Here is a 20,507-nt window from a genome sequence, read left to right as displayed (position 1 = left end):
AGAGGCCTTTCAGCCTCCGAGGCCTCAGGCCTGCTTGATGCCGGAGCCGTCGATCTCGATGGTGATCTGCTCGGAGACCAGCACGCCACCGGAGCCCAGCGGGGCCTGGAAGTCGACGCCGAAGTCCTTGCGGTTGATCTTGGTGGTGGCCTCGAAGCCGATGCGGGTGTTGCCGAACGGATCCTCCTCGACGCCGAAGATCTCGACGTCCAGGGTGACCGGCCTGGTGATGCCCTTGAGGGTCAGGTCGCCGGTGACGGTGCCGGAGTTGCCGTGGATATCGAAGGAGGTGGACTCGAAGGTCATCTCCGGGAACTGCTCGACGGCGAAGAAGTCGTCGCCGCGGACGTGGCCGTCGCGGTCGGCGTTTCCGGTGTTCACGGAGGCTGTCTTGATGACTGCCTTGACCACGGATGCCTGCGGGTTCTCAGTGTCGACGACCGCCGAGGCCTCGAAGTCCTCGAACTTGCCGCGGACCTTGGTGACCATGGCGTGGCGGGCGGTGAAGCCGATCTCGGTGTGGGCGGTGTCCAGGACCCAGGTGCCGTTGTAGTCAGTCATTTCTTGATCTCCTTGAGTTGGTGTGTGCTGTCGCTAAAATTCTTGACCGCTCCCCGGCCTGCCCGGTGGGCCTGCCGTCGTGCGGTTCGATGACCACTCTAACAAATGTTGATGACTTGTCAACATGTCGTGTATGATTAGTTTCAACGAATAAGAAAAAGCAGGTCATGGACCCTAACCAGAGGAGTGGACAGAGATGAGTGCAAGCACCGATCCGGCACCCGCGATTATTGATGCAACCTATGGCGGGGTTATAGTCGATGACATGGCAACCGAGGCTCGTTGGCTCAACGATGAAGAACAGGCGGTGTGGCGGCTCATCCTCGCCGGCATGCGCAAGATCGACCGGGTACTGGATGAGACCCTGCTGAGCTGCAGCGACCTCTCCAGCTCCGAGTTCTCCGTGCTGGTATCCCTCTCCGAGGCAGAGGACCAGGCGCTGCGCCTGCGTGACCTCTGCGCCGGACTGGACTGGGACCGTTCGCGCACCTCCCACCAGATCACCCGCATGGAGCGCCGCGGACTGGTGACCAAACGCAAGAGCGAGGGTGATGCCCGCGGCGTCATCGTCTCACTCACCGACGACGGCATGCGCCGGCTGCGCGCCGCCGCCCCGGAGCACGTGGAGAGCGTCCGCCGGGTCGTCTTCGACCACATGACGCCGGAGCAGCTGACCCACGTCAAGGCCTTCATGGAAGGTGTCACCGCGGTGAGCAACGTTCCGGGCCATCCGGACTTCTGCGGCTCCCTCACGGAACCCGCCGACGCAGACGCCGACTCCGACTGCTGAGCCGGCTGAAGCTTCAGGGTTTCCTCAGGGCTTTTCCCCATGTTCTTCGCCCCGCCGGGCTGACACAATGGGAGTTGACAGAGAAACAGACCTGAGGAGCCTGACATGAACGACTTCAACACCCCGATGCACCAGCGACGCCTCCACCGTTCCAACACAGACCGCTTCGTCGGCGGCGTCCTCGGCGGCATCGCCGAAACCTACGGCTGGAACCCCACCCTGGTCCGCCTGATCTTCGTGGTCTCCTTCCTCCTGCCCGGCCCCCAGATCCTGGCGTACATCATTGCCTGGTTCATCATGCCGCAGGGCTGACACCCCCACGAATCCAAGCCAGGGCCAGGGGGAAAGAAAACACCGCCCGTCCCCCACATGAGAACGTGGGGGACGGGCGGTGTTTCGTCGATAAGCGCAGGAGCCTAGAAGAAGTCCTCGCGGGTGGCGTTCGGGTGCTGCGCCAGCGGGGTGACCTTGATGTCCATGTGCTTGTACATCGGGAAACCGGAGAGCACCTCGTGCAGGTGATCATTGTCGCGCACATCGTAGATGGAGTAGTTGGCGTACTCGCCGACCACGCGCCAGATGCCCTTCATCACGCCCTCCTTCTGGAGGTTGCCGGAGTACTCCTTCTCGCGGACCTGGAAATCGGCGACCTGCTCAGGGGTGAGGGACTCGGGGAACGTGACATCCATGCGTGCCAGAAACAGCATTGCGCGGCCTTTCATGATCGTGGGTACAGACGATTCCTCACCCTACCTGCGCCCACGGCACCCTGCTACAGCACCCCGATGACGAAGATGAGCAGGAGCGCCACCGCCAGGATCAGTCCGCCCGTCGCCCACCACCGGTTTTTCGGGGCGGGCGCGGCAGCACGGATACTGGGAGGCTCGTCGGTCGTCTCAGGATTCGCAAGCGGGTCAGTCATGCCCCACAGGCTAGCCCATGCCCTGCGGGTGCCGAAACCTCCCGCCGGGTATGGGCTGCTGAGGTGTCAGAGGAGCTGACGCAGCACGTACGGCAGGATGCCGCCGTGCTGGTAGTAGGCCTCCTCCGCCGGGGTATCCACCCGGACGACCGCCTCGAACTCGACGGTGCGACCGTCAGCCTCACCGCGCACGGTCACCGTCTCCGGGATGTCCGCCCGGCCCTCCAGGCCCGTGATGGAGAAGACCTCCTCACCGGTGATGCCCAGGCTCTCCGCGGATTCACCCTCCGGGAACTGCAGCGGCAGCACACCCATACCCACCAGGTTGGAGCGGTGGATGCGCTCAAAGGACTGCGCGATCACCGCACGCACACCCAGCAGCGTGGTGCCCTTGGCCGCCCAGTCACGCGAGGAACCGGAACCGTATTCGGTGCCCGCGATGACCACCAGCGGGACCTTCTCCTCCGCGTACTGCATCGCAGCCTCATAGATCGAGGTCTGCTCCCCGTCCGGGAAGTGGCGGGTCACGCCGCCCTCCGTGCCCGGGGCCAGCAGATTACGCAGACGCACGTTGGCGAAGGTGCCGCGCACCATCACGTGGTGGTTGCCGCGGCGCGAACCGTAGGAGTTGAAGTCCTTCGGTGCCACGCCCTGCTCCTGCAGGTAGCGGCCCGCCGGGGAATTCGGGTTGATGTTGCCGGCCGGGGAAATATGGTCGGTGGTGACGGAATCACCCAGCAGCGCCAGCACGCGGGCACCCGTGACATCGGTGACCGGCTCCGGTTCCGCACCCATCCCGTCGAAATAGGGAGGCTTGCGGATATAGGTGGACTCCCCGCTCCAGGCATACTTGTCGCCCTCCGGCACGTCCATGCCGCGCCAGTTCTCGTCGCCGGTGAAGACATCGGCGTAGCCCTCCTCGAACATCTCGGCGCGGACGTTCTCGCTGACCACCTCGCGGATCTCCTCGTCAGAGGGCCAGATGTCCCGCAGGTAGACGTCCTCGCCGTCGGCGTTCTTCGCCAGCGGCTCGGTGAGCAGATCCGTGTGCAGGCTGCCGGCCAGCGCATAGGCGATGACCAGCGGCGGGGAGGCCAGGAAGTTCATCTTGACCTCCGGGTGGATCCGGCCCTCGAAGTTACGGTTGCCCGAGAGCACCGAGGCGACGTTGAGGTCGTTGCCGGTCGTCGCCTGGCTGACCTCCGGGATCAGCGGCCCGGAGTTGCCGATACAGGTGGTGCAGCCGTAACCGATGTTGTTGAAGCCCAGGGCGTCGAGGTACTCCGTCAGCCCCGCACGCTCCAGGTAGTCGGTGACCACGCGGGAACCCGGCGCCAGGGTCGTCTTCACCCAGGGGCGGGTCTTCAGGCCCTTCTCCACCGCCTTCTTGGCCAGCAGGGCCGCGCCCAGCATGACCGAGGGGTTGGAGGTGTTGGTGCACGAGGTGATCGCCGCGATGACCACGTCACCGTGGTCGATGATCGCCGGTGTCCCACCGATGGTCACATCCACCGGGTCACTGGGCCAGCCCAGCTTCGCGTTGGCGGTCAGCTGCTCCCGGGTGAGCTTCCGCGGCGGCGGATCCTTCCGGGGGCCCGTCGTCAGAGAGACCGGGTCACTGGCCGGGAAGGAATCCGCGGAGGCGTCGTCCACGCCGCCGTCGGCCGGCTCGTAGATGGATCGCTCACCGGCGAGCAGACCGAGGACCGTCGCGGGGGCATCACCCAGCGGAATCCGGTCCTGGGGGCGCTTCGGCCCGGCGATGGAGGGCTCGACGGTGGCAAGGTCCAGCTCCACGACCTGCGTGTACTGGGCCGGATTCTCCGGATCGTGCCACAGGCCCTGCTGCTTCGCGTAGGCCTCGACCAGCTTGATCTGTTGTTCCTCGCGACCGGTCAGGCGCATGTAGTCCAGGGTCTCGTCGTCGATGGGGAAGATCGCGACCGTCGCACCGTACTCCGGGCTCATGTTGCCCAGGGTGGCCCGGTTGGCCAGCGGGACACTGGCGACGCCGGGGCCGAAGAACTCGACGAATTTGCCCACCACCCGGGTCTCACGCAGCAGCTCGACCACGGTGAGCACGAGGTCGGTGGCGGTGGTGCCGGTGGGCAGTTCACCTGTCAGCTTCAGTCCCACGACCTCGGGGATGAGCAGGCTGGCGGGCTGGCCGAGCATGGCGGCCTCCGCCTCGATGCCGCCCACGCCCCAGCCGAGCACACCGAGGCCGTTGACCATCGGGGTGTGGGAGTCAGTGCCGACGAGGGTGTCCGGATAGGCCTGGGTCACGCCGTCGCGCTCCCGGGTGAACACCACACGCGAGAGGTACTCGAGGTTGACCTGGTGGCAGATACCGGTGTCCGGCGGGACCACCACGAAATCACTGAAGGACTCCTGCGCCCAGCGCAGCAGCTGGTAGCGCTCCTCGTTGCGCTCGAACTCCAGTTGCGCGTTGATGCCCAGGGCCTCCGGGGTGCCGAAGGCGTCGGCGATCAGCGAGTGGTCGATGACCAGCTCACCGGGGATCAGCGGGTTGATCTTCTTCGGGTCGCCGCCCAGGTCTGTCATCGCGTCGCGCATGGCCACCAGGTCGACCACACAGGGCACGCCGGTGAAGTCCTGCATGAGGACGCGGGCGGGGGAGTACTGGATCTCGCGTTCGGAGGTGTCCTCCGGGGTCCAGTTGACCAGGGCGTCGATCTGCTCCCGGGTGACCAGGCGGCCATCCTCGTTGCGCAGCAGGTTCTCCAGGAGAATCTTGAGGCTGTAGGGCAGGCGGGATGTGGTCTCCACCTTGTCCAGGCGGAAGATCTCGTAGTCGGTGTCACCCACTCTCAGCTGATCGCGGGTATCGAAACTGTTCGTGCTCATATCGGGTCATACCTCTCATGTGATGAGTGGCTGCCCCTTCATCAGAGTGCCGCACCGTGATGGGACAGGGTGTGGCGGAGGGGAACTCAACCACTCAGGAAACGGTCGGGGATGTGACTGGGGACAGTGCTCACGGGCGAGCATCTCCGGGGACTCCGGCCATGGGCACCTCCAGGTTGCTCGTCGATTTCTCAGGGGGAGCAGCGTCCGCGCTCCGGGGACGCCCTCATTCCCCAACGTACGTGACCTGGAACACTTCCGCCACGGGTTGCGGCTGATTCTCCCTGCTTATCGACGTCCCCCGCCCAGCAACCCACCCAGCAGGTCACCGAAGATGCCGCCGCCCGGGGCGGCCTGGCCTCCGCCACCGCCGCCGAGCACCTGGCCGAGAATCTGCTCGAGCATCCCGCCCTGCGAGGAGGCCGTCTCCGTGGTGCCGCGCTGCTGGAGCCGACCGGCCAACCAGGACATGACGATCGGTGCGAGGAGGGGCAGCAGCTTTTTCACCAGGTCGTTGCCGCCGGCCACGCCGCCGAGCTGGCTGACCACCTGGTCCTCCTGGGAACCGAAGATGTGGTGGGCGATCTTGGCGCCGTCGTCGGTGTCGATGGCTTCGACATCCACCTCGCCCTCCGCGAGGGAGGGGTCGTGCTTGCCCAGGGCGTTGGCGAGCGAATCCCGGCCCTCCGGGGCCCGGGCATTGGCGCCCATGCCCATGAGCAGGGCGGGCAGGACGTTCTCGGCGGCCTGGCGGACATTCGCCGGATCCTCCCCGAGCTGGTTGGCGATGCGGTCTACGGGCAGCTTGGACAGAAGGTCGTTGATGTTGTGTGACATGGACCACATCGTAGTCATGTTCCTCCTGCCTGGGCGGGATGTGGGTGCGGATTGCCGCCCACTCGGCCCAGCCGGCGGCATGTTTATGCGGGCCACTCTTGATCGTGGATTGGGCTCACCGCCTGCGCCCCACTTTGCCCCACCTGAACCGCACTGGGGCGCCGCGACCGTGACTTCCCGCAAGCTCCCCCTGCCGCTGCCTGGGGGTTGACAGCTATTTATGTGATCAACTCTGCGGAAAATCGTGGATTTCCGGACCGGAGTTGACCAGATAAATCCGGCTGGGCGACACCTCGACGGGGGAGGAGGCAGGTAGGGGGTGCAAAAATTCAGATCCCGGGCTCCGTCTTCGCGACGGTGACCCGGGATCTGCGGCTTCAGTCGAACCTACACTGTTCCTACTGTCTCTTCCGGCACTCTCGTGGCATCTGATCGAGTAGCTTCTGTGTTTTCTTTTGTTCGGTGAAGCACTATCTGAAGTGTAACCCAGCTCACTCCTGTTGGCAATGGCCCCGCAAAGAATTTTTGGGCAGCAGGGCTGGTGGGGCCCGGCAGGCGACACTGGCCCGGAGAGGAAAAATGACACCTGTCCGGCCCCGGAAATGGGGGTGGAACGGTGTCTGCTGCTGTGTCCCCGACACGATTCGAACGTGCGACCTTTGGTACCGGAAACCAATGCTCTATCCACTGAGCTACGGAGACAGCGCGGCCATCCCATGCGGGATGGCAACGATGAAAGTGTAGCACCTGCCCGGTGCCCGGACCCAAATCACCCCACCGGAAGAGCCTGCACCGGCCCCACGCCGGTCCTGCTCAACCGTTCAGGCCCGCCACGTCGGTGATCTCAACCCTCCCGGTGCGCAGGTAGTCGACCACAACCTCGTCGACGGCCTCGTTACCCCAGGCGACGTGCCCGTGGCCGTTGCCGTGGACGGTGAGGACCTGGGCACCCATTGCCTCCGACATGGGGCCGTGCAGGGAATGGGGGGTCTGCGGGTCGCCGGTGCCCTGGACGACGAGGGGGCGGGTGGCCAACGGGGAGCCGTCGATGGGCGGCAGGTCCGTCACGGGATCGGCGCCGGAGCAGACCGCCCCGGAGGCGAAACGCGCGTTGGGGTAGGTGAAGATGTCGCCGGTGACGTACTGGGCCCAGGCGTAGCGGGGGAGATGGCGCAGTGATCCCGGCTGGTGGTTCTCGTTGCAGATGAGCAGCAGCTGCATCTGCTCGCCGATCATGGCGTCACGTTCCTCCGCGAGTTCCTCCTCGGTCAGTTCCTCCTCCACCTCCTCGTAGGCGGTGTAGTAGTAGTCCTCGAGAAGTTCCTCGCCGTTGATCACCTGGGCGAGGAAGTCCCATTGTGTGGCATCGGACAGTAGTTCGCGGGTGGTGTTGAGGGTGAAGGAATCGGACTGGTCGCCACCGGTGAAAACCTGGGAGACCAGACCCCTGAAGAAAGAGTTGAAGGAACTGGTGGCGTTCATGACACCGACCCCGAAGCCGCCGGTGAAGCCGAGTCCCGGCGGCAGGTCACCGGCGGTGGCGGCCGGGGCGGCGATCGTGGGGGTGGTGCCTGTCTCAGCGAAGACCTGCCGCGCCCAGGCCTCGTGGACGCCACGGGGGGTGTCACCGAGGCCGTAGACGTCATTATTGGAAGCGGCCCAGGCCATGAAGTCGTGGAGGGAGCCCTCGTAGCCTTCCTGCTGGGCGCCGAGGATGCCGTTCCAGGCCAACTCAGGGTTCATCACCGAGTCAAGGACGACCCGGTCGGTGTGCTCCGGATAGCGGGTGGCGTAGCCGGAGGCGAGGAAGGTGCCGTAGGACACCCCCAGGAGGGAAATCTGCTCCTCCTCCAGAGCCTGCCGGACCAGCTCCCAGTCGTCGATGGTGTTGCTGGTGGTCAGGGATGTGGGGTAGCCGGGGGAGTGCTGTCCGCACAGTTCGCGGAGGAATCCGCCGCGGCGCACGTGCATGCCCAGTGAGCTGGGTTCCTCCTCCCCGCAGTTGACGGGGGTGGAGCCGGTCAGGCCACGGGGCTGGACCGCCACCCGGTCCCATTCGGACATGATGCCCACCGGCCAGATGCCGCCGTCGTTGTTGAAGAAGGAGTATGCCTCCGCACCGGGGCCACCGGGGTTGCCGAAGAGCGTGCCGCGCCGGGCGGTGGGGTCGGCCGTCGGGATGCGGACGAAGCCGACGGAGATCTGCGCGCCGTCGGGTTCGGCGTGGTTCATGGGGACATTGATACGCCCGCATTCAGCGTTGTTGTCGCTGACCAGATCGGGGCACTCCTCCCACGTGATCTGCGGGGCCGGGGCGGCGACCGCGGCCGGGGCCAATGAGAGGAGCGTCGCGGCACCCAGGGCGGCGGCGAGGGGGCGGATCAGGGCGCGCATGCGGGCCTCAACTCTCCGGTGGCGGCGGACGGGGAAAAATCTGGCAGGGGAACATCCTAACCCGGGGTGTACGTCTGCGAACTGTGAAAAGCCGGACACACGGCGGGTGAGCGGAATGTGAGAGCCTCCTGTCAGTGCACTACACTTTCTGCCCATGACACCTGCTGATCTTGCGTCCCTCATCCGGGAGACCGCCACCGAAGTGCTGGCGTCCCGCGACCTCGATATTTCTGTCTTACCCGAGCAGGTCGTGGTCGAGCGCCCCCGCAACCCCGAGCACGGCGATTACGCCACCAACCTGGCCCTGCAGGTGGCCAAGAAGGTGGGCACCAACCCGCGTGAGCTGGCGACCTGGCTTGCCGAGGCCCTCGTAGCCGACGCAGCCGTCGACTCCGCGGAGATCGCCGGCCCGGGTTTCCTCAATATCCGGCTGGCCGCCGCCGCGCAGGGTGAGATCGTGGCGAAGATCCTCGAGGCGGGGGAGCGCTTCGGTCACGTGGACCGCTTCCGGGGCGAGAAGATCAACCTGGAGTTCGTCTCCGCAAACCCGACCGGCCCCATCCACCTCGGTGGCACCCGCTGGGCCGCCGTCGGCGATTCCCTGGGCCGGGTGCTCACCGCCGCCGGCGCGGAGGTCACCCGCGAGTACTACTTCAACGACCACGGCGGCCAGATCGACCGCTTCGCCCGTTCCCTGCTGGCCGCCGCCAAGGGCGAGCCCACCCCGGAGGACGGCTACGGCGGGGATTACATCGGCGAGATCGCGAAGGCGGTCGTCGAGAAGCAGCCGGATGCGCTGAGTACCGGGGACCCACAGGAGACCTTCCGCGCCATCGGCGTGGAGATGATGTTCGAGCACATCCGCGAATCCCTCCACGAGTTCGGCACCGACTTCGACGTCTACTTCCACGAGAACTCCCTCTTCGAGTCCGGCGCGGTGGACAGGGCCGTGCAGAAGCTCAAGGACAACGGCAACCTCTACGAATCCGAGGGCGCCTGGTGGCTGCGTTCCACCAACTTCGGTGACGACAAGGACCGCGTCGTGATCAAGTCCGACGGCGAGGCCGCCTACATCGCCGGTGACATCGCGTATGTCGCCGATAAATTCGACCGCGGCCACACACTGTGCATCTACATGCTGGGTGCCGACCACCACGGTTACGTCGCCCGCCTCAAGGCCGCGGCCGCCGCGCTGGGCTACGACCCGGACCAGGTTGAGGTCATGATCGGCCAGATGGTCAACCTGCTGCGCGACGGACAAGCTGTGCGCATGTCCAAGCGTGCCGGCACCGTGATCACCCTCGACGACCTGGTGGAGGCGATCGGCATCGACGCCGCCCGCTACTCGCTCATCCGCTCCTCCGTCGACTCCTCCCTGGACATCGACCTGGCGCTGTGGGCCTCCCAGTCCTCCGACAACCCCGTCTACTATGTGCAGTACGGGCACGCACGCCTGTGCTCCATCGCCCGCAAGGCCGCCGAAGTGGGCGTGACCTACGAGAACGCCGACTACTCCCTGCTCACACACGAGCGTGAGGGCGACCTCATCCGCACCCTGGGTGAGTTCCCGGCCGTCGTGCTGGCCGCCGCCGAACTGCGCGAACCGCACCGCATCGCCCGTTACGCCGAGGAACTGGCCGGCGTCTTCCACCGCTTCTACGACAACTGCCAGATCCTGCCCAAGGCCGATGAAGAGGCCGCCCCGATCCACACCGCCCGCCTGGCACTCGCCGCGGCGACCCGCCAGACCCTGGCCAACGCGCTCGGCCTGGTCGGTGTCACGGCACCGGAGAGGATGTAGTTGATGACCGACTTCAACGATCTGCCGGCACACGTCTGGCCCCGCAACGCCGTCCGCCAGGAGGACGGCGTGGTCACCATCGCCGGCGTGCCCCTGCCGGAGATCGCCGAGGAGTACGGCACCCCCGTCTTCGTCGTCGACGAGGACGACTTCCGTTCCCGCTGCCAGGACATGGCGCGTGCCTTCGGCGGCCCGGAGAACGTGCACTACGCCTCCAAGGCCTTCCTCACCCGCACCATCGCCCGCTGGGTCGACGAGGAGGGGCTGTCCCTCGACGTCGCCTCCCTCAACGAGCTGAAGATCGCCCAGGCCGCCGACTTCCCGGCCGCACGCATCACCGCCCACGGCAACAACAAGGGCGCGGACTTCCTGCGCGCCTGCGTACAGGCAGGTGTGGGCCACGTCGTCCTCGACTCCGAGCAGGAACTTGTCCTCCTCGACTGCATCGCCGCCGCTGAGCAGCGCGTGCAGCAGGTGATGATCCGCGTGAAGCCGGGTATTGAGGCCCACACCCACGAGGCCATCGCCACCAGCCACGAGGACCAGAAGTTCGGTTTCTCCCTGGCCTCCGGCTCCGCCTTCCGCGCCGCCGAGGCCGCCGTGCGTGCCCAGAACCTCGAGCTTGTCGGCCTCCACTGCCACGTCGGCTCCCAGGTCTTCGACGCCACCGGCTTCACCATGGCCGCCGACCGTGTCCTGGCCCTCTACTCGCGGATCCACCGCGAGCTCGGCGTCCAGCTGCCCGAACTCGACCTCGGCGGCGGCTACGGCATCGCCTACACCGAGGATGAGGAGGCCCTCGACGTCGACGAGGTCGCCCACGACCTGCTCACCGCCGTGGCCAAGACCGCCGCCGAGCTGGGTATCGACGCCCCCACCGTCCTCGTCGAGCCCGGCCGCGCCATCGCCGGCCCCGGCACCGTCACCGTCTACGAGGTCGGCACCGTCAAGGACGTCACCGTCGACGAGGGTGTCACCCGCCGTTACCTCTCCGTCGACGGCGGCATGTCCGACAACATCCGCCCCGCGCTCTACGACTCGCTTTATGACGCCCGCGTGGTCAGCCGCTTCACCGAGGCCCCGGGCATCCCCTCGCGGCTGGTCGGCTCCCACTGCGAATCCGGTGACATCCTGGTCCGCGATGCGCAGTTCCCCTCCGACATCGAGACCGGCGACCTGATGGCCATGGCCGCCACCGGGGCCTACGCCTACGCCATGTCCAGCCGCTACAACGCCTTCGGTCGCCCCCCGGTCATCGCCGTCCGCGCCGGTAAGACCAAGCTCATGCTGCGCCGCGAGACAGTTGAGGACATCCTCGCGCTGGAGGCCTGAGGCTCTCAGTAGCGGCAGGTCACGGCATGAGGCCGGTGACCTCTTCGAGCAGGCGCAGGACGGTGAGGTTGTGGATCCTGCCGGTGGGCAACCCGAGCACCGTGGAAGTCAACGGGGCCTCAGTATCCATGGCCTTCACGGTGATGCGGTCCACGGTGCCGGAGGTCTGGCCGATGCACATGCGCAGTTCCGTGTGGGAGGCGTCGGCCTCGGCCCGGGCACCCGGGGTGCGTTCCCAGGCTCGCCGCCATGATTCATCGGCGGGGACGGAGAGGTTCTCCCGGGTGCCGCTGAGCAGGGCCGGGGCGCCGGTGTCACGGGCGGCGGCCATGTGCCGACGGGCCTCCACGGCAGTGAAGGTCTGCCAGGTGATTCCCGCGGCCCGCTGGTCGTTGCGGTCGACGAGCACGCGCAGGGGGGCGGTGGCCTCATCGTCCCGGTAGCCCACCCGCTGGCCGGCGAGGTTGACGCGGTCGACGGCTGCGCGGACGTGGTCGGGCATGTCGTCGAGTTCTTCGGAGGTCTTGTCGGCGTGCCAGCTGCGGGCGGTGGCCATGTCCTCGCCGGCGGTGGGGATGTCACGGAGGATCTCGGCGGACCAGTTCGCGGCGAACACACCGGTGAGGGCGAGGACCTCCTCGTGCTCTGCGGGGGTGTGGATCACGGTGCAGGAATCTCCCGCGACGACGACCTCGGAGGCGGCGGCTGAGGGGACGTTCATGGGCGGGAGGCTGAGGAGGAGGGCTGCAGCAAAAAAAGAACGGACTGACACGTGGCTCCTTCCCGACCTAGGACACACCTGATGTTTCCCCAGTATAAGGGAATATGCATGGACCGTCGACTGTTCCCTGCCAACTGTGCCACGATCGTGACCGCTGACCGGGTGGACTAGACTGGCCCGGTATGCCCCGGCACCGGTGCCCGGGCACTGAGGAACGGTACCGGCCCCGCTAGGCTGGACCAGGAAAGTTTCCGTCACGGACTTGCGACACGACCCAGGAGAACAATGACCCAGAACAAGCAGCCCACGTACAACCCCGGCAAGGGAGTCGGCGAGCCGGTTGGTGTCGCCATCCTCGGCCACGGCACCGTCGGTTCTGAGGTGCTGCGTCTCATGGGTGAGTATTCGGATGCGCTGGCGCACCGTATCGGCGGTCCGCTGGAGCTCAAGGGTGTGGCCGTATCGGATCTGTCCAAGCCGCGTGAGGGGGTGGACGCCGCCCTGCTCACCGATGATGCGATGAGCCTGATCAACCGCGAGGACGTCGACATCGTCGTCGAGGTCATCGGCGGCATCGACTACCCGCGTGAGCTCGTGCTCGCGGCCCTGCGCGCCGGCAAGTCCGTCGTCACCGCCAACAAGGCCCTGGTCGCCGCGCACGCCGATGAGCTTGCCGACGCCGCCGACGCCGCCAACGTCGACCTCTACTTCGAGGCCGCCGTCGCCGCCGCCATCCCGGTGGTCGGCATGCTGCGCCGTTCCCTGGCGGGCGACAACATCCTGCGCATCTCCGGCATCGTCAACGGCACCACCAACTTCATCCTCGATGCCATGGAATCCACCGGCGCCACCTACGGGGACGCGCTCGCCGAGGCCACCCGCCTGGGCTACGCCGAGGCCGACCCGACCGCCGACGTCGAGGGCCACGATGCCGCCTCCAAGGCCGCCATCCTCGCCTCCCTCGGCTTCCACACCCGCGTGAAGTTCGACGACGTCCACTGCGAGGGCATCACCAAGATCACCGCCGAGGACATCGAGGCCGCCCGCAACGCCGGCTACGTGATCAAGCTGCTGGCCATCTGCGAGCGCGTCGCCGACGAGGCCGGAGTCGAGTCCGTCGCCGCCAGCGTCCACCCGACGCTCGTGCCGGTCGACCACCCGCTGGCCTCGGTCAACGAGTCCTACAACGCCATCTTCGTCGAGGCTGAGGCAGCCGGCCGCCTCATGTTCTACGGCAACGGTGCCGGTGGCGCCCCGACCGCCTCCGCGGTGCTCGGTGACCTCGTCGGCGCTGCCCGCAACAAGGTCCACGGCGGTCGCGCCCCGGGTGAGAACACCTACGCCAACCTGCCCATCGCGGACTTCGGCGACGTGACCACCCGCTACCACATCGACATGGAGGTCGAGGACCGCACCGGTGTCCTCGCCGAGCTCTCCGCCATCTTCGCGGCCCGCAACATCTCCCTCAAGACCGTCCGCCAGGAGGAGTCCGGGGAGAATGCCCGCCTCATCGTGGTCACCCACTCGGCGCGCGAGGCCGACCTCGACGCCACCGTCGAGGAGCTGAAGCAGACCTCCGCGGTCAAGGCCGTCAACAGCGTCATCCGACTGATCTAGCCCTACAGACAAAGGACAGAGCACTCATGAGCATCGAGCTCGAGGTGGGCACCCGGGCCACCGTCACCGTCCCCGGTTCCTCAGCCAACCTGGGACCCGGTTTCGACACCCTGGGCCTGGCCGTCGGCCTCTACGACACCGTCGAGGTCGAGGTCACCGAGGGCGGCCTGGAGGTCGAGGTCTACGGGGAGGGTGAGGATGACCTGCCCCGCGACGGTTCCCACCTGGTGGTCAAGGCCATCCTGTCCGGCCTCAACGCCGCCGGGGCCCAGGCCCCGGGCCTGCGCGTGGTCTGCACCAACGCCATCCCGCAGTCCCGTGGACTCGGTTCCTCCGCCGCGGCCGCCGTGGCGGGTGTGGTGGCCGCGAATGCGCTGGCCGGTAACCCGCTGACCACCGACCAGGTGGTGCAGCTGTCCTCCGCCTTCGAGGGTCATCCGGACAATGCCGCAGCCTCCGTCCTCGGTTCCGCCGTGGTCTCCTGGACCACCACGCCCGTCGACGGCTCGCAGCCCGGTTACAAAGCGGTTTCCGTCGATGTCGACCCGCGGATCCGTGCGACCGCCCTGGTCCCGGACTTCCACGCCTCCACGCAGGCCGTGCGCCGGGTCCTGCCCAGCCACGTCACCCACACCGACGCCCGCTTCAACGTCTCGCGGGTGGCCGTGATGACCGTGGCCCTGCAGAAGCACCCCGAACTGCTCTGGGAGGGCACCCGTGACCGGCTCCACCAGCCCTACCGGGCCGATGTCCTGCCGGTCACCGCAGAATGGGTCAACCGTCTGCGCAACCGCGGTTACGCCGCCTACCTCTCCGGTGCCGGCCCGACCATCATGGTGCTGTCCACCGAGCCTGTCTCCGAGAAGATCCTCGACCAGGCACGCGAGGCCGGCCTCAAGATCCACGAGCTGGAGGTCGCCGGACCGGTCCGCGTGGAGTTGTCCCGGGCCTGAGCCTTCTCAGAACCGGTGGGTGCGTTCGGATTCGGGGATCGGTTCCACCATCCGGTCGGGGCTGAAGGGCGCGACCCAGTCCTCGGGTTCCCCGGCGATGTCGGCCACCACGGCTGCTGCGGCGGACAACGCCCAGGCCAGTCCCCACGCCCGGTAGCCGGTGATCACGTGGATGTTCCGGTGGCCGGGCAGGGCACCGATATAGGGCATGCGATCATAGGGCATGTAGTCGCCGGCCAGCCAGCGGTAGAGCACCTGCTCGACGTCGTACCTGTCGCGGACGTCCTCGATGAGGGTGCGGTGGCGGGCGTCCATGTCGAAGGTGTCGTCATCGTATTCGTGGCTCTCGCCACCGAAGACCAGCACCGGCTGGTCCTTGTAGGAGGCGGTGCGGATGGTGCGCATCGGTTCCCCGGTGGTCACGTACATGCCTGCGGGGTAGTCACTGCCCTCCTTCAGCTGCACCGCCAGCGCATAGGACATCTTCAGCCACATGAAACCGTCGAAGAGGTCCCGCCGCCAGAAGGGTTCGCCGCTGGCCTGCAGCACATGCCGCGCCTTCAGCTCCCCCTTGTCCGTGGGGACGGTGTGCGGCTGCCCGGGGATGATGTCGGTGGCCTTGGTCTGCTCGTAGATCACCCCGCCACGACTGCGGAACTCCTCCGCGAGTGGGAGCAGGAATTTCCTGGGGTGGAACTGGGCCTGCCCGGCGAATTTCACCGACCCGGCGATGTCGAAGGGCAGCTCGGTCTCTGTCTCGAAGCTGGCCGGCAGGCCGAGCGAGACCGCGGCCTCGACCTCGGCACGCAGCTCGGGGATGCGTTCCTCCCGCCGGCTGTAGACGAAGGCGTCCCGGCGGGAGAATTCGCAGTCGATGCCGAGTTCCGCGCTGATGGCCTCGACCTTGTCGATCCCGCGCTGGTTGGCGTCCGCGTAGGCCTGCGCGACCTCTTTCCCGTGGCGGGCGATGAGATGGTCGTAGATGAGGTAGTGCTGGGAGGTCAGTTTCGCGGTGGTGCCACCGGTCGTCCACTCGGCCAACCGGGCCTTGTCGATGAGCACGGTCCGCAGCCCGCGCCGCTGCGCATGGTAGGCGGCGACGATGCCGGTGATCCCGCCACCCACCACGGCCAGGTCATAGACGGTGTCATCACCCGCCAGCTCCGGATAATCCGTGCGCGGCGTGGTGGCCGTCCACAGTGATTCGTCCCTGCCTTCAATCGTGCCCGACATCGGTTCTCCTCACGCGAGGAGCGGGCGGGGGGAGGGGGTGGCCTCGTTCCTCACTGTTGTGTCTGATTCTGGAACTGGAACAGCAGCGGTGCCCCGGGCGGGGCAGCTGCTTTCATCATGACACGAAACTGGTGCTCAGCGGCGGGATCCCCGATGATTATCAGGGTCGGCACAGACCTGGGGGCCCTCAGCGCTCAGACGTGGCCCGGGGGCCCTTGTTCACACGCACCACGCATGCCCCGTCGTCGGCATAGGGCAGCAGCGTCAGTGAAACCGGTCCCGAGTTCTGCTCCGGGCAGGACCCGGTGGTCTCCTGCAGAAAGCCCTCGTGGATGGCGCAGACGAAGGCACTCGGGCGGGGTTTACCCTCGGTGACGAAGGGGCAGGAGTGCAGGGAGAGTTGGCCGTGGCCGTCCGATTCATCGGCCGGGCGGGTGACCGTGGGATCGAAGCCCATGTCGCGGAGCTTGATGTAGAGCTGCTCGAGGATATCCGCATCATTGGCGGGGGGCTGCCCCTCCTCGTGCATCCGGCGGGCCCAGTCCCGGCCGAGCTGGCGGGCCTGCTCGAGGGTCTCCGGGGTGAGGGAATTGGTGCCGGCCAGGGCGCTGGTGAGGACCTCCACCAGGGAGACGTATTCGTTGACTACAGCCCGGTTGTCGGGGACCCGGACCTGGAAGATCAGGGAGGGCCGGCCGCGCCCTTCGGACTGGGTGGTGGCGACCCGGACCGCGCCGCGGCTGACCAGTTCATCAAGGTGGCCGCGGGCGGTGTTGACATGCATACCCAGTTTTTCCGCGAGTTCGGCGGAGCGGGCCCCGTGCGGGAAGGTCTGCAGCACATCGAGGACCTCCCGCTGTTTGACGCTGAGCGGCAGCGCGTCCGAGAACAGCTCGACGGACGGGCGCGGTGCTGGTGCGTCCACCATGTGGGATCTCCTCCTGTTATCTCCGGCGGGCCGGATGAACACTTATGGCCAGGGCCTTGGTCACGCAGTCGACGGTCATACCCGGTTCCAGACCCAGCGTGAGCGCGGAACGGCGCGTGACCGGCACGTGGAGCCGGGCGGCTCCGACCGAGACCGTCACCATCGTCCCTGTCCGGGCGGTCGAGGCAACCACTGAATCGACCCTCCCACGCCAGATGTTACGTGTTGATTCCTGCGGCTCCCTGCCACCGGCGGGTAGCCGCAGGGCGGTGGCCTCGGGTGGGAACACCGCGACGGCCGGATCACCCGGCTGCAGCTCATCGTCCACTGAACCGGCAAAAGTGCCTGTCACGGTCAATTCTGTCCCCTGGATCGTGACCGTGTCAACCTCCCGGGCCGTGACAGTGCCGACTATTCGGGACAGTCCGGCCAGCTCAGCGAGGAAATCATTGGGCGGGACGTCGAGAAGCTCCGCGGTGGGGCCGGCAGCGGCGACCTCGCCCCGTTCGAGGACCACCAGGTGCTCGGAGAGGGTGGCCACGTCAACGGCGTCGTGGGTGACCAGCAGGGTGGTGCGATCCTGCGCGGCGGCACGCAGCAGCCGGCGCCAGCGGGTGGCGGAGGCGACGTCGATTGCGGCCAGCGGCTCATCGAGGATGAGCACCGCGGGCCGGGTCCCCAGGGCGCGGACCAGGGCAACCTGGGCGGCCTGGCCCCCGGAGAGCGCAGGCACGGAGACCTCCGCCAGCTCAGCCAGCCCGGCCGCCGCCAGGAGTTTCCCGGTCAACGCGGGGTCGCGGGTGGCCATGGTCACCGCACCCGCGACGGTGGTGGTCCGCGGTAGACCGGGGCGCTGGGTCAGCAGCACCACGCCGCGTTCGGCTGCCGGCACGAAGCGTCGGCCGTCGACGGGGCGGTCACCGACGGAGATCTCCGCGCCACGCAGCCGTCCGGCGATCATCCCCATCAGTGTGGTCTTGCCTGAGCCGTTGGGTCCGACGACGGCGGTGATGCGCTCGGCGGGGAAGACGGTGCCGTCGGCGGTGACGGGCACCCCGCCGGACCCGGGGGTGGTGAGGGCGCGCAGCTCACCGGTGTCGAGTTCCCCGGTCCGCCGGGCGCGGGGCTGCGGTGTGCGCCGCAGGGCGGCGGGCAGGGCAGCGAGTGCGAGGACGAGGACGGCGAGGAAGATGAGGATCGCACCGAGAGCGTTCGCGCTGCCCGGATCGGTCTCGCGTTCCAGGTAGATGCCCAGCGGCATGGTGCGGGTGACGCCGGGCATGGAGCCGGCGAAAGTCAGCGTGGTACCGAATTCCCCCAGGGAACGGGCGAAAGCCAGGCCCGCGCCGGTGGCCACGGCCGGGGCGACGGCAGGCAGGGTGACTTTCCGGAGGATCTCCCGGGGCCGCATGCCCAGGCCGGCCGCACTCGCCGGGATCTCCGGGTCGATCTGGCGCAGCGCTGAATCGGCGGTGACCACGACAAAAGGCAGGGCGATGAAGATGTGGGAGAGCACGACGCCGGGGAAGGCGAAGGCGAACTGGAGGCCGAGGACGTCGAGAAGCGGGGCGGTGATCCCGCGTCTGCCCACCGCCGCGGTGAGCGCCAGGCCGGCGACCACCGGTGGCATCGCCAACGGCAGCATGACCAGGAGCCGGATGAACCTGCCCCCGCGCGGCCAGTCCTGGATCGCCAGCGCCAGCGGCACACCGAGCAGGGTGGTCAGCACGGTGGCCCACACCGCAGAGAGCAGTGTGACACGGAGCAGCTCGGCGGTGGTGGGGCTGGTGAGCACCTCACCGAAGCGTTCCCAGGGGACGCGGACGCCCAGTGCGAGGATGGGGCCGAGGATGAGGACAAGGGCGGCGACGGCGAGCAGCGTCACCGCGACCGGTGTGCGGGTGGGGGCGGGCTTCACGGTCAGTTGGCCTGGGTCCACCCGTGCCTGGTCCAGATGTCGACCATCTCATCGTCAGTCAGGGCGTCGACGAAATCGGTGGCGGCCTGCTTATCGACACCCGCGGTGGTCACCGCGGCGACGACCTCGTTGGGCTGGTCCTCACTGCCGGGGATCTCGATGACCTCGACACCCTCGCCCGCGGAGAGGGCGTCGGTGCGGTAGACCCAGCCGGCGTCGGCCTCGCCGGAGACGACCTTGCCCAGCACGTCGGCGACCTGATGCTCGAGGGAGGCGGGTTCAGCCACGATGCCGGTGTCCGCGATGATGGCCTGCGAGGCGGTGCCGCAGGGGACCTGCGGGTCACAGAGGACGAAGGTGGTACCCGCCAGATCGTCCACGGAGCCGATGTCCGCGGGGTTGCCCGCAGGCACGACCATGACCAGGGTGTTCACGGCCACGGCACGGGGATCCTCGACCAGTCCCTGTTCCACGGCCTTGTCCATGTTCGCGCGGTCGGCGGTGATGAGGACATCACCCGGGGAGCCGTCCGCCAGCTGCTGGACGAGGGTGGAGGAACCGGCGTTGACGAAGTCCAGCTCCGCATCAGTCAGCGTCTGGAAATCATCGTTGAGCACGCGGGTGGAGGAGGCGCCGAGGATGGTCAGGGAGTCCGTTCCGGCTTGGGAATCGGAGTCGGTGGCGCAGCTGACCAGCAGCAGGCCGGCGGCGGCGGGAGCGAGGAGGCCGACGGCACGGGACAGACGCATGAGGGAACCTTTCAGGTGGGGAAAGTTCAGGGGCCGGTACGTCAGACGTTAACGTACCGGCCCCTGGTGTGCTGCGGTTCTGCGCGGCTCAGGCCCCGCGGGAGGGGGTCTGGTTGCGTTCGTCGAGCTGCTCGGTGTGGGAGCGGACAGGCTCCCAGGCGACGTGTTCCTTCACCGGACCGGTGCGGGTGTCGCGTGAGCGGTAGACCACGTAGGGGCGGGTGACGTAGCCGACCGGCGCGGAGAAGGCGTGCACCAGGCGGGTGAACGGCCACACCGCGATGATGGTGAAACCGGCGATAACGTGGACCTTGAACTGCCACGGCACATCGGTCATGAGCGCGGGCTGGGCCTGGAAGACCAGCAGCTGGCGCAGCCACGGCGAGATGGTCTCGCGGTAGTCGTAGCCGTGTGCGCTACCGAAGAGCTGGAGGGTGACGGTGGCGAAGAAACCGGAGACCAGCGCGGCGCCGAGCAGCAGGTACATGACCTTGTCGGAGCGGGACGTGGCCAGAAAGACCGTCCGGTTGACCACCCTCCGGTAGATCAGCCCCGCCAGGCCCAGCAGCGCGGCGATGCCGGCCAGGGTGCCCGGGTAGGTGGCGATGAGGTGGTAGGTGGCGTCGCTGATGCCCACGGCCTGGGTCCAGGACTTCGGGATGGCCAGGCCCATGAGGTGGCCGATGATGACGAAGACGATGCCCCAGTGGAACAGCGGGGACGACAGTCGGAGGAGTTTTGATTCGTAGATCTGCGAGGAATGGGTGGTCCAGCCGAACTGGTCGGTGCGCCAACGCCAGATGATGCCGATGACGAAGGCCGCGATCGCCAGCCAGGGGAAGGCCACCCACAGGAAAACATCGAAATTGTCCATGGTTGTGTC

The 20,507-nt window shown here is 67.4% G+C and carries 18 protein-coding genes and 1 tRNA gene; 6 read left to right on the top strand and 13 right to left on the bottom strand.

Annotation, left to right across the window (positions count from 1 at the left end; translation table 11 throughout):
* Window positions 1-24 precede the first annotated feature (24 nt).
* A complete protein-coding gene (locus EAH68_RS01225) occupies window positions 25-561 on the bottom strand; it encodes a YceI family protein (protein ID WP_126119488.1) in 537 nt (178 codons plus the stop codon).
* A gap of 265 nt (window positions 562-826) precedes the next feature.
* Between EAH68_RS01225 and EAH68_RS01220 the strand changes: the two genes are divergently transcribed.
* Window positions 827-1,351 carry a MarR family winged helix-turn-helix transcriptional regulator gene (locus EAH68_RS01220; RefSeq protein ID WP_126119487.1) on the top strand — a complete coding sequence of 175 codons (525 nt, stop codon included), beginning with the start codon at window positions 827-829 and terminating at the stop codon, window positions 1,349-1,351.
* A gap of 105 nt (window positions 1,352-1,456) precedes the next feature.
* Entirely contained in the window at window positions 1,457-1,663 is a 207-nt protein-coding gene (locus EAH68_RS01215; RefSeq protein WP_126119486.1) for a PspC domain-containing protein, read from the top strand.
* 104 nt (window positions 1,664-1,767) lie between these two features.
* Here the strand turns inward: EAH68_RS01215 and catC are convergent, their stop codons facing one another.
* The 6 genes from catC to EAH68_RS01190 form a co-directional block, all read right to left on the bottom strand.
* On the bottom strand, window positions 1,768-2,058 hold the full coding sequence (gene catC, locus EAH68_RS01210) for a muconolactone Delta-isomerase (RefSeq protein WP_126119515.1): 291 nt from the start codon (window positions 2,056-2,058) through the stop codon (window positions 1,768-1,770).
* Window positions 2,059-2,123: 65 nt separating this feature from the next.
* Window positions 2,124-2,273: a hypothetical protein gene (locus tag EAH68_RS14665; RefSeq protein WP_164546362.1), complete on the bottom strand. Its 150-nt coding sequence runs from the start codon at window positions 2,271-2,273 to the stop codon at window positions 2,124-2,126.
* A gap of 66 nt (window positions 2,274-2,339) precedes the next feature.
* Entirely contained in the window at window positions 2,340-5,141 is a 2,802-nt protein-coding gene (locus tag EAH68_RS01205) for an aconitate hydratase (protein WP_126119485.1), read from the bottom strand.
* A gap of 288 nt (window positions 5,142-5,429) precedes the next feature.
* Window positions 5,430-5,978 carry a DUF937 domain-containing protein gene (locus EAH68_RS01200; RefSeq protein WP_126119484.1) on the bottom strand — a complete coding sequence of 183 codons (549 nt, stop codon included), beginning with the start codon at window positions 5,976-5,978 and terminating at the stop codon, window positions 5,430-5,432.
* A gap of 629 nt (window positions 5,979-6,607) precedes the next feature.
* Window positions 6,608-6,680 (bottom strand) — tRNA-Arg (locus tag EAH68_RS01195).
* 111 nt (window positions 6,681-6,791) lie between these two features.
* Window positions 6,792-8,372 carry an alpha/beta hydrolase gene (locus EAH68_RS01190; protein ID WP_126119483.1) on the bottom strand — a complete coding sequence of 527 codons (1,581 nt, stop codon included), beginning with the start codon at window positions 8,370-8,372 and terminating at the stop codon, window positions 6,792-6,794.
* Window positions 8,373-8,526: 154 nt separating this feature from the next.
* Here EAH68_RS01190 and argS point away from each other — a divergent pair, with 154 nt between their 5' ends.
* Both argS and lysA read left to right on the top strand, forming a co-directional pair.
* A complete protein-coding gene (argS, locus tag EAH68_RS01185) occupies window positions 8,527-10,173 on the top strand; it encodes an arginine--tRNA ligase (RefSeq protein WP_126119482.1) in 1,647 nt (548 codons plus the stop codon).
* Between the two features lie 3 nt (window positions 10,174-10,176).
* Window positions 10,177-11,505, top strand: a complete 1,329-nt coding sequence (lysA, locus tag EAH68_RS01180) for a diaminopimelate decarboxylase (RefSeq protein WP_126119481.1) — start codon at window positions 10,177-10,179, stop codon at window positions 11,503-11,505.
* A 19-nt stretch (window positions 11,506-11,524) separates the two neighbouring features.
* Here the strand turns inward: lysA and EAH68_RS01175 are convergent, their stop codons facing one another.
* Window positions 11,525-12,226: a hypothetical protein gene (locus EAH68_RS01175; protein WP_126119480.1), complete on the bottom strand. Its 702-nt coding sequence runs from the start codon at window positions 12,224-12,226 to the stop codon at window positions 11,525-11,527.
* A gap of 285 nt (window positions 12,227-12,511) precedes the next feature.
* Between EAH68_RS01175 and EAH68_RS01170 the strand changes: the two genes are divergently transcribed.
* A complete protein-coding gene (locus EAH68_RS01170; protein ID WP_126119479.1) occupies window positions 12,512-13,843 on the top strand; it encodes a homoserine dehydrogenase in 1,332 nt (443 codons plus the stop codon).
* Window positions 13,844-13,869: 26 nt separating this feature from the next.
* Window positions 13,870-14,796, top strand: coding sequence for a homoserine kinase (gene thrB / locus EAH68_RS01165; RefSeq protein ID WP_126119478.1), 927 nt, complete (start codon window positions 13,870-13,872; stop codon window positions 14,794-14,796).
* A 6-nt stretch (window positions 14,797-14,802) separates the two neighbouring features.
* Here thrB and EAH68_RS01160 read toward each other — a convergent pair whose 3' ends face one another.
* The 5 genes from EAH68_RS01160 to narI all read right to left on the bottom strand — a co-directional run bounded on the left by EAH68_RS01160 (window position 14,803) and on the right by narI (window position 20,498).
* Complete coding sequence (locus tag EAH68_RS01160) at window positions 14,803-16,029, bottom strand: NAD(P)/FAD-dependent oxidoreductase (protein WP_126119477.1); 1,227 nt, start codon at window positions 16,027-16,029, stop codon at window positions 14,803-14,805.
* Between the two features lie 187 nt (window positions 16,030-16,216).
* Entirely contained in the window at window positions 16,217-16,957 is a 741-nt protein-coding gene (locus tag EAH68_RS01155) for a helix-turn-helix transcriptional regulator (RefSeq protein WP_126119476.1), read from the bottom strand.
* Window positions 16,958-16,973: 16 nt separating this feature from the next.
* The gene (locus EAH68_RS01150) at window positions 16,974-18,875 is read right to left on the bottom strand and encodes an ATP-binding cassette domain-containing protein (RefSeq protein WP_241228227.1); all 1,902 of its coding nucleotides are present in this window, start codon (window positions 18,873-18,875) and stop codon (window positions 16,974-16,976) included.
* A gap of 2 nt (window positions 18,876-18,877) precedes the next feature.
* Entirely contained in the window at window positions 18,878-19,624 is a 747-nt protein-coding gene (gene modA / locus EAH68_RS01145; RefSeq protein ID WP_126119475.1) for a molybdate ABC transporter substrate-binding protein, read from the bottom strand.
* Window positions 19,625-19,712: 88 nt separating this feature from the next.
* Window positions 19,713-20,498 (bottom strand): respiratory nitrate reductase subunit gamma, encoded by a 786-nt coding sequence (narI, locus tag EAH68_RS01140; protein ID WP_126119474.1) that lies wholly within the window; start codon window positions 20,496-20,498, stop codon window positions 19,713-19,715.
* Between the last annotated feature and the right edge of the window lie 9 nt (window positions 20,499-20,507).

Source organism: Corynebacterium hylobatis, from assembly GCF_003955685.1.
GTDB classification, from domain to species: Bacteria; Actinomycetota; Actinomycetes; order Mycobacteriales; family Mycobacteriaceae; genus Corynebacterium; species Corynebacterium hylobatis.
This window is presented reverse-complemented; position numbering and strand designations above follow the sequence as displayed.

What these genes read in the sequence shown, in the direction of transcription:
- EAH68_RS01225 (WP_126119488.1), bottom strand. Translation starts at nt 561, where the DNA reads ATGACTGACTACAACGGCACCTGGGTCCTGGACACCGCCCACACCGAG.
- EAH68_RS01220 (WP_126119487.1), top strand. Translation starts at nt 827, where the DNA reads ATGGCAACCGAGGCTCGTTGGCTCAACGATGAAGAACAGGCGGTGTGG.
- EAH68_RS01215 (WP_126119486.1), top strand. Translation starts at nt 1,457, where the DNA reads ATGAACGACTTCAACACCCCGATGCACCAGCGACGCCTCCACCGTTCC.
- catC (WP_126119515.1), bottom strand. Translation starts at nt 2,058, where the DNA reads ATGCTGTTTCTGGCACGCATGGATGTCACGTTCCCCGAGTCCCTCACC.
- EAH68_RS14665 (WP_164546362.1), bottom strand. Translation starts at nt 2,273, where the DNA reads ATGACTGACCCGCTTGCGAATCCTGAGACGACCGACGAGCCTCCCAGT.
- EAH68_RS01205 (WP_126119485.1), bottom strand. Translation starts at nt 5,141, where the DNA reads ATGAGCACGAACAGTTTCGATACCCGCGATCAGCTGAGAGTGGGTGAC.
- EAH68_RS01200 (WP_126119484.1), bottom strand. Translation starts at nt 5,978, where the DNA reads ATGTCACACAACATCAACGACCTTCTGTCCAAGCTGCCCGTAGACCGC.
- EAH68_RS01190 (WP_126119483.1), bottom strand. Translation starts at nt 8,372, where the DNA reads ATGCGCGCCCTGATCCGCCCCCTCGCCGCCGCCCTGGGTGCCGCGACG.
- argS (WP_126119482.1), top strand. Translation starts at nt 8,527, where the DNA reads ATGACACCTGCTGATCTTGCGTCCCTCATCCGGGAGACCGCCACCGAA.
- lysA (WP_126119481.1), top strand. Translation starts at nt 10,177, where the DNA reads ATGACCGACTTCAACGATCTGCCGGCACACGTCTGGCCCCGCAACGCC.
- EAH68_RS01175 (WP_126119480.1), bottom strand. Translation starts at nt 12,226, where the DNA reads ATGAACGTCCCCTCAGCCGCCGCCTCCGAGGTCGTCGTCGCGGGAGAT.
- EAH68_RS01170 (WP_126119479.1), top strand. Translation starts at nt 12,512, where the DNA reads ATGACCCAGAACAAGCAGCCCACGTACAACCCCGGCAAGGGAGTCGGC.
- thrB (WP_126119478.1), top strand. Translation starts at nt 13,870, where the DNA reads ATGAGCATCGAGCTCGAGGTGGGCACCCGGGCCACCGTCACCGTCCCC.
- EAH68_RS01160 (WP_126119477.1), bottom strand. Translation starts at nt 16,029, where the DNA reads ATGTCGGGCACGATTGAAGGCAGGGACGAATCACTGTGGACGGCCACC.
- EAH68_RS01155 (WP_126119476.1), bottom strand. Translation starts at nt 16,957, where the DNA reads ATGGTGGACGCACCAGCACCGCGCCCGTCCGTCGAGCTGTTCTCGGAC.
- modA (WP_126119475.1), bottom strand. Translation starts at nt 19,624, where the DNA reads ATGCGTCTGTCCCGTGCCGTCGGCCTCCTCGCTCCCGCCGCCGCCGGC.
- narI (WP_126119474.1), bottom strand. Translation starts at nt 20,498, where the DNA reads ATGGACAATTTCGATGTTTTCCTGTGGGTGGCCTTCCCCTGGCTGGCG.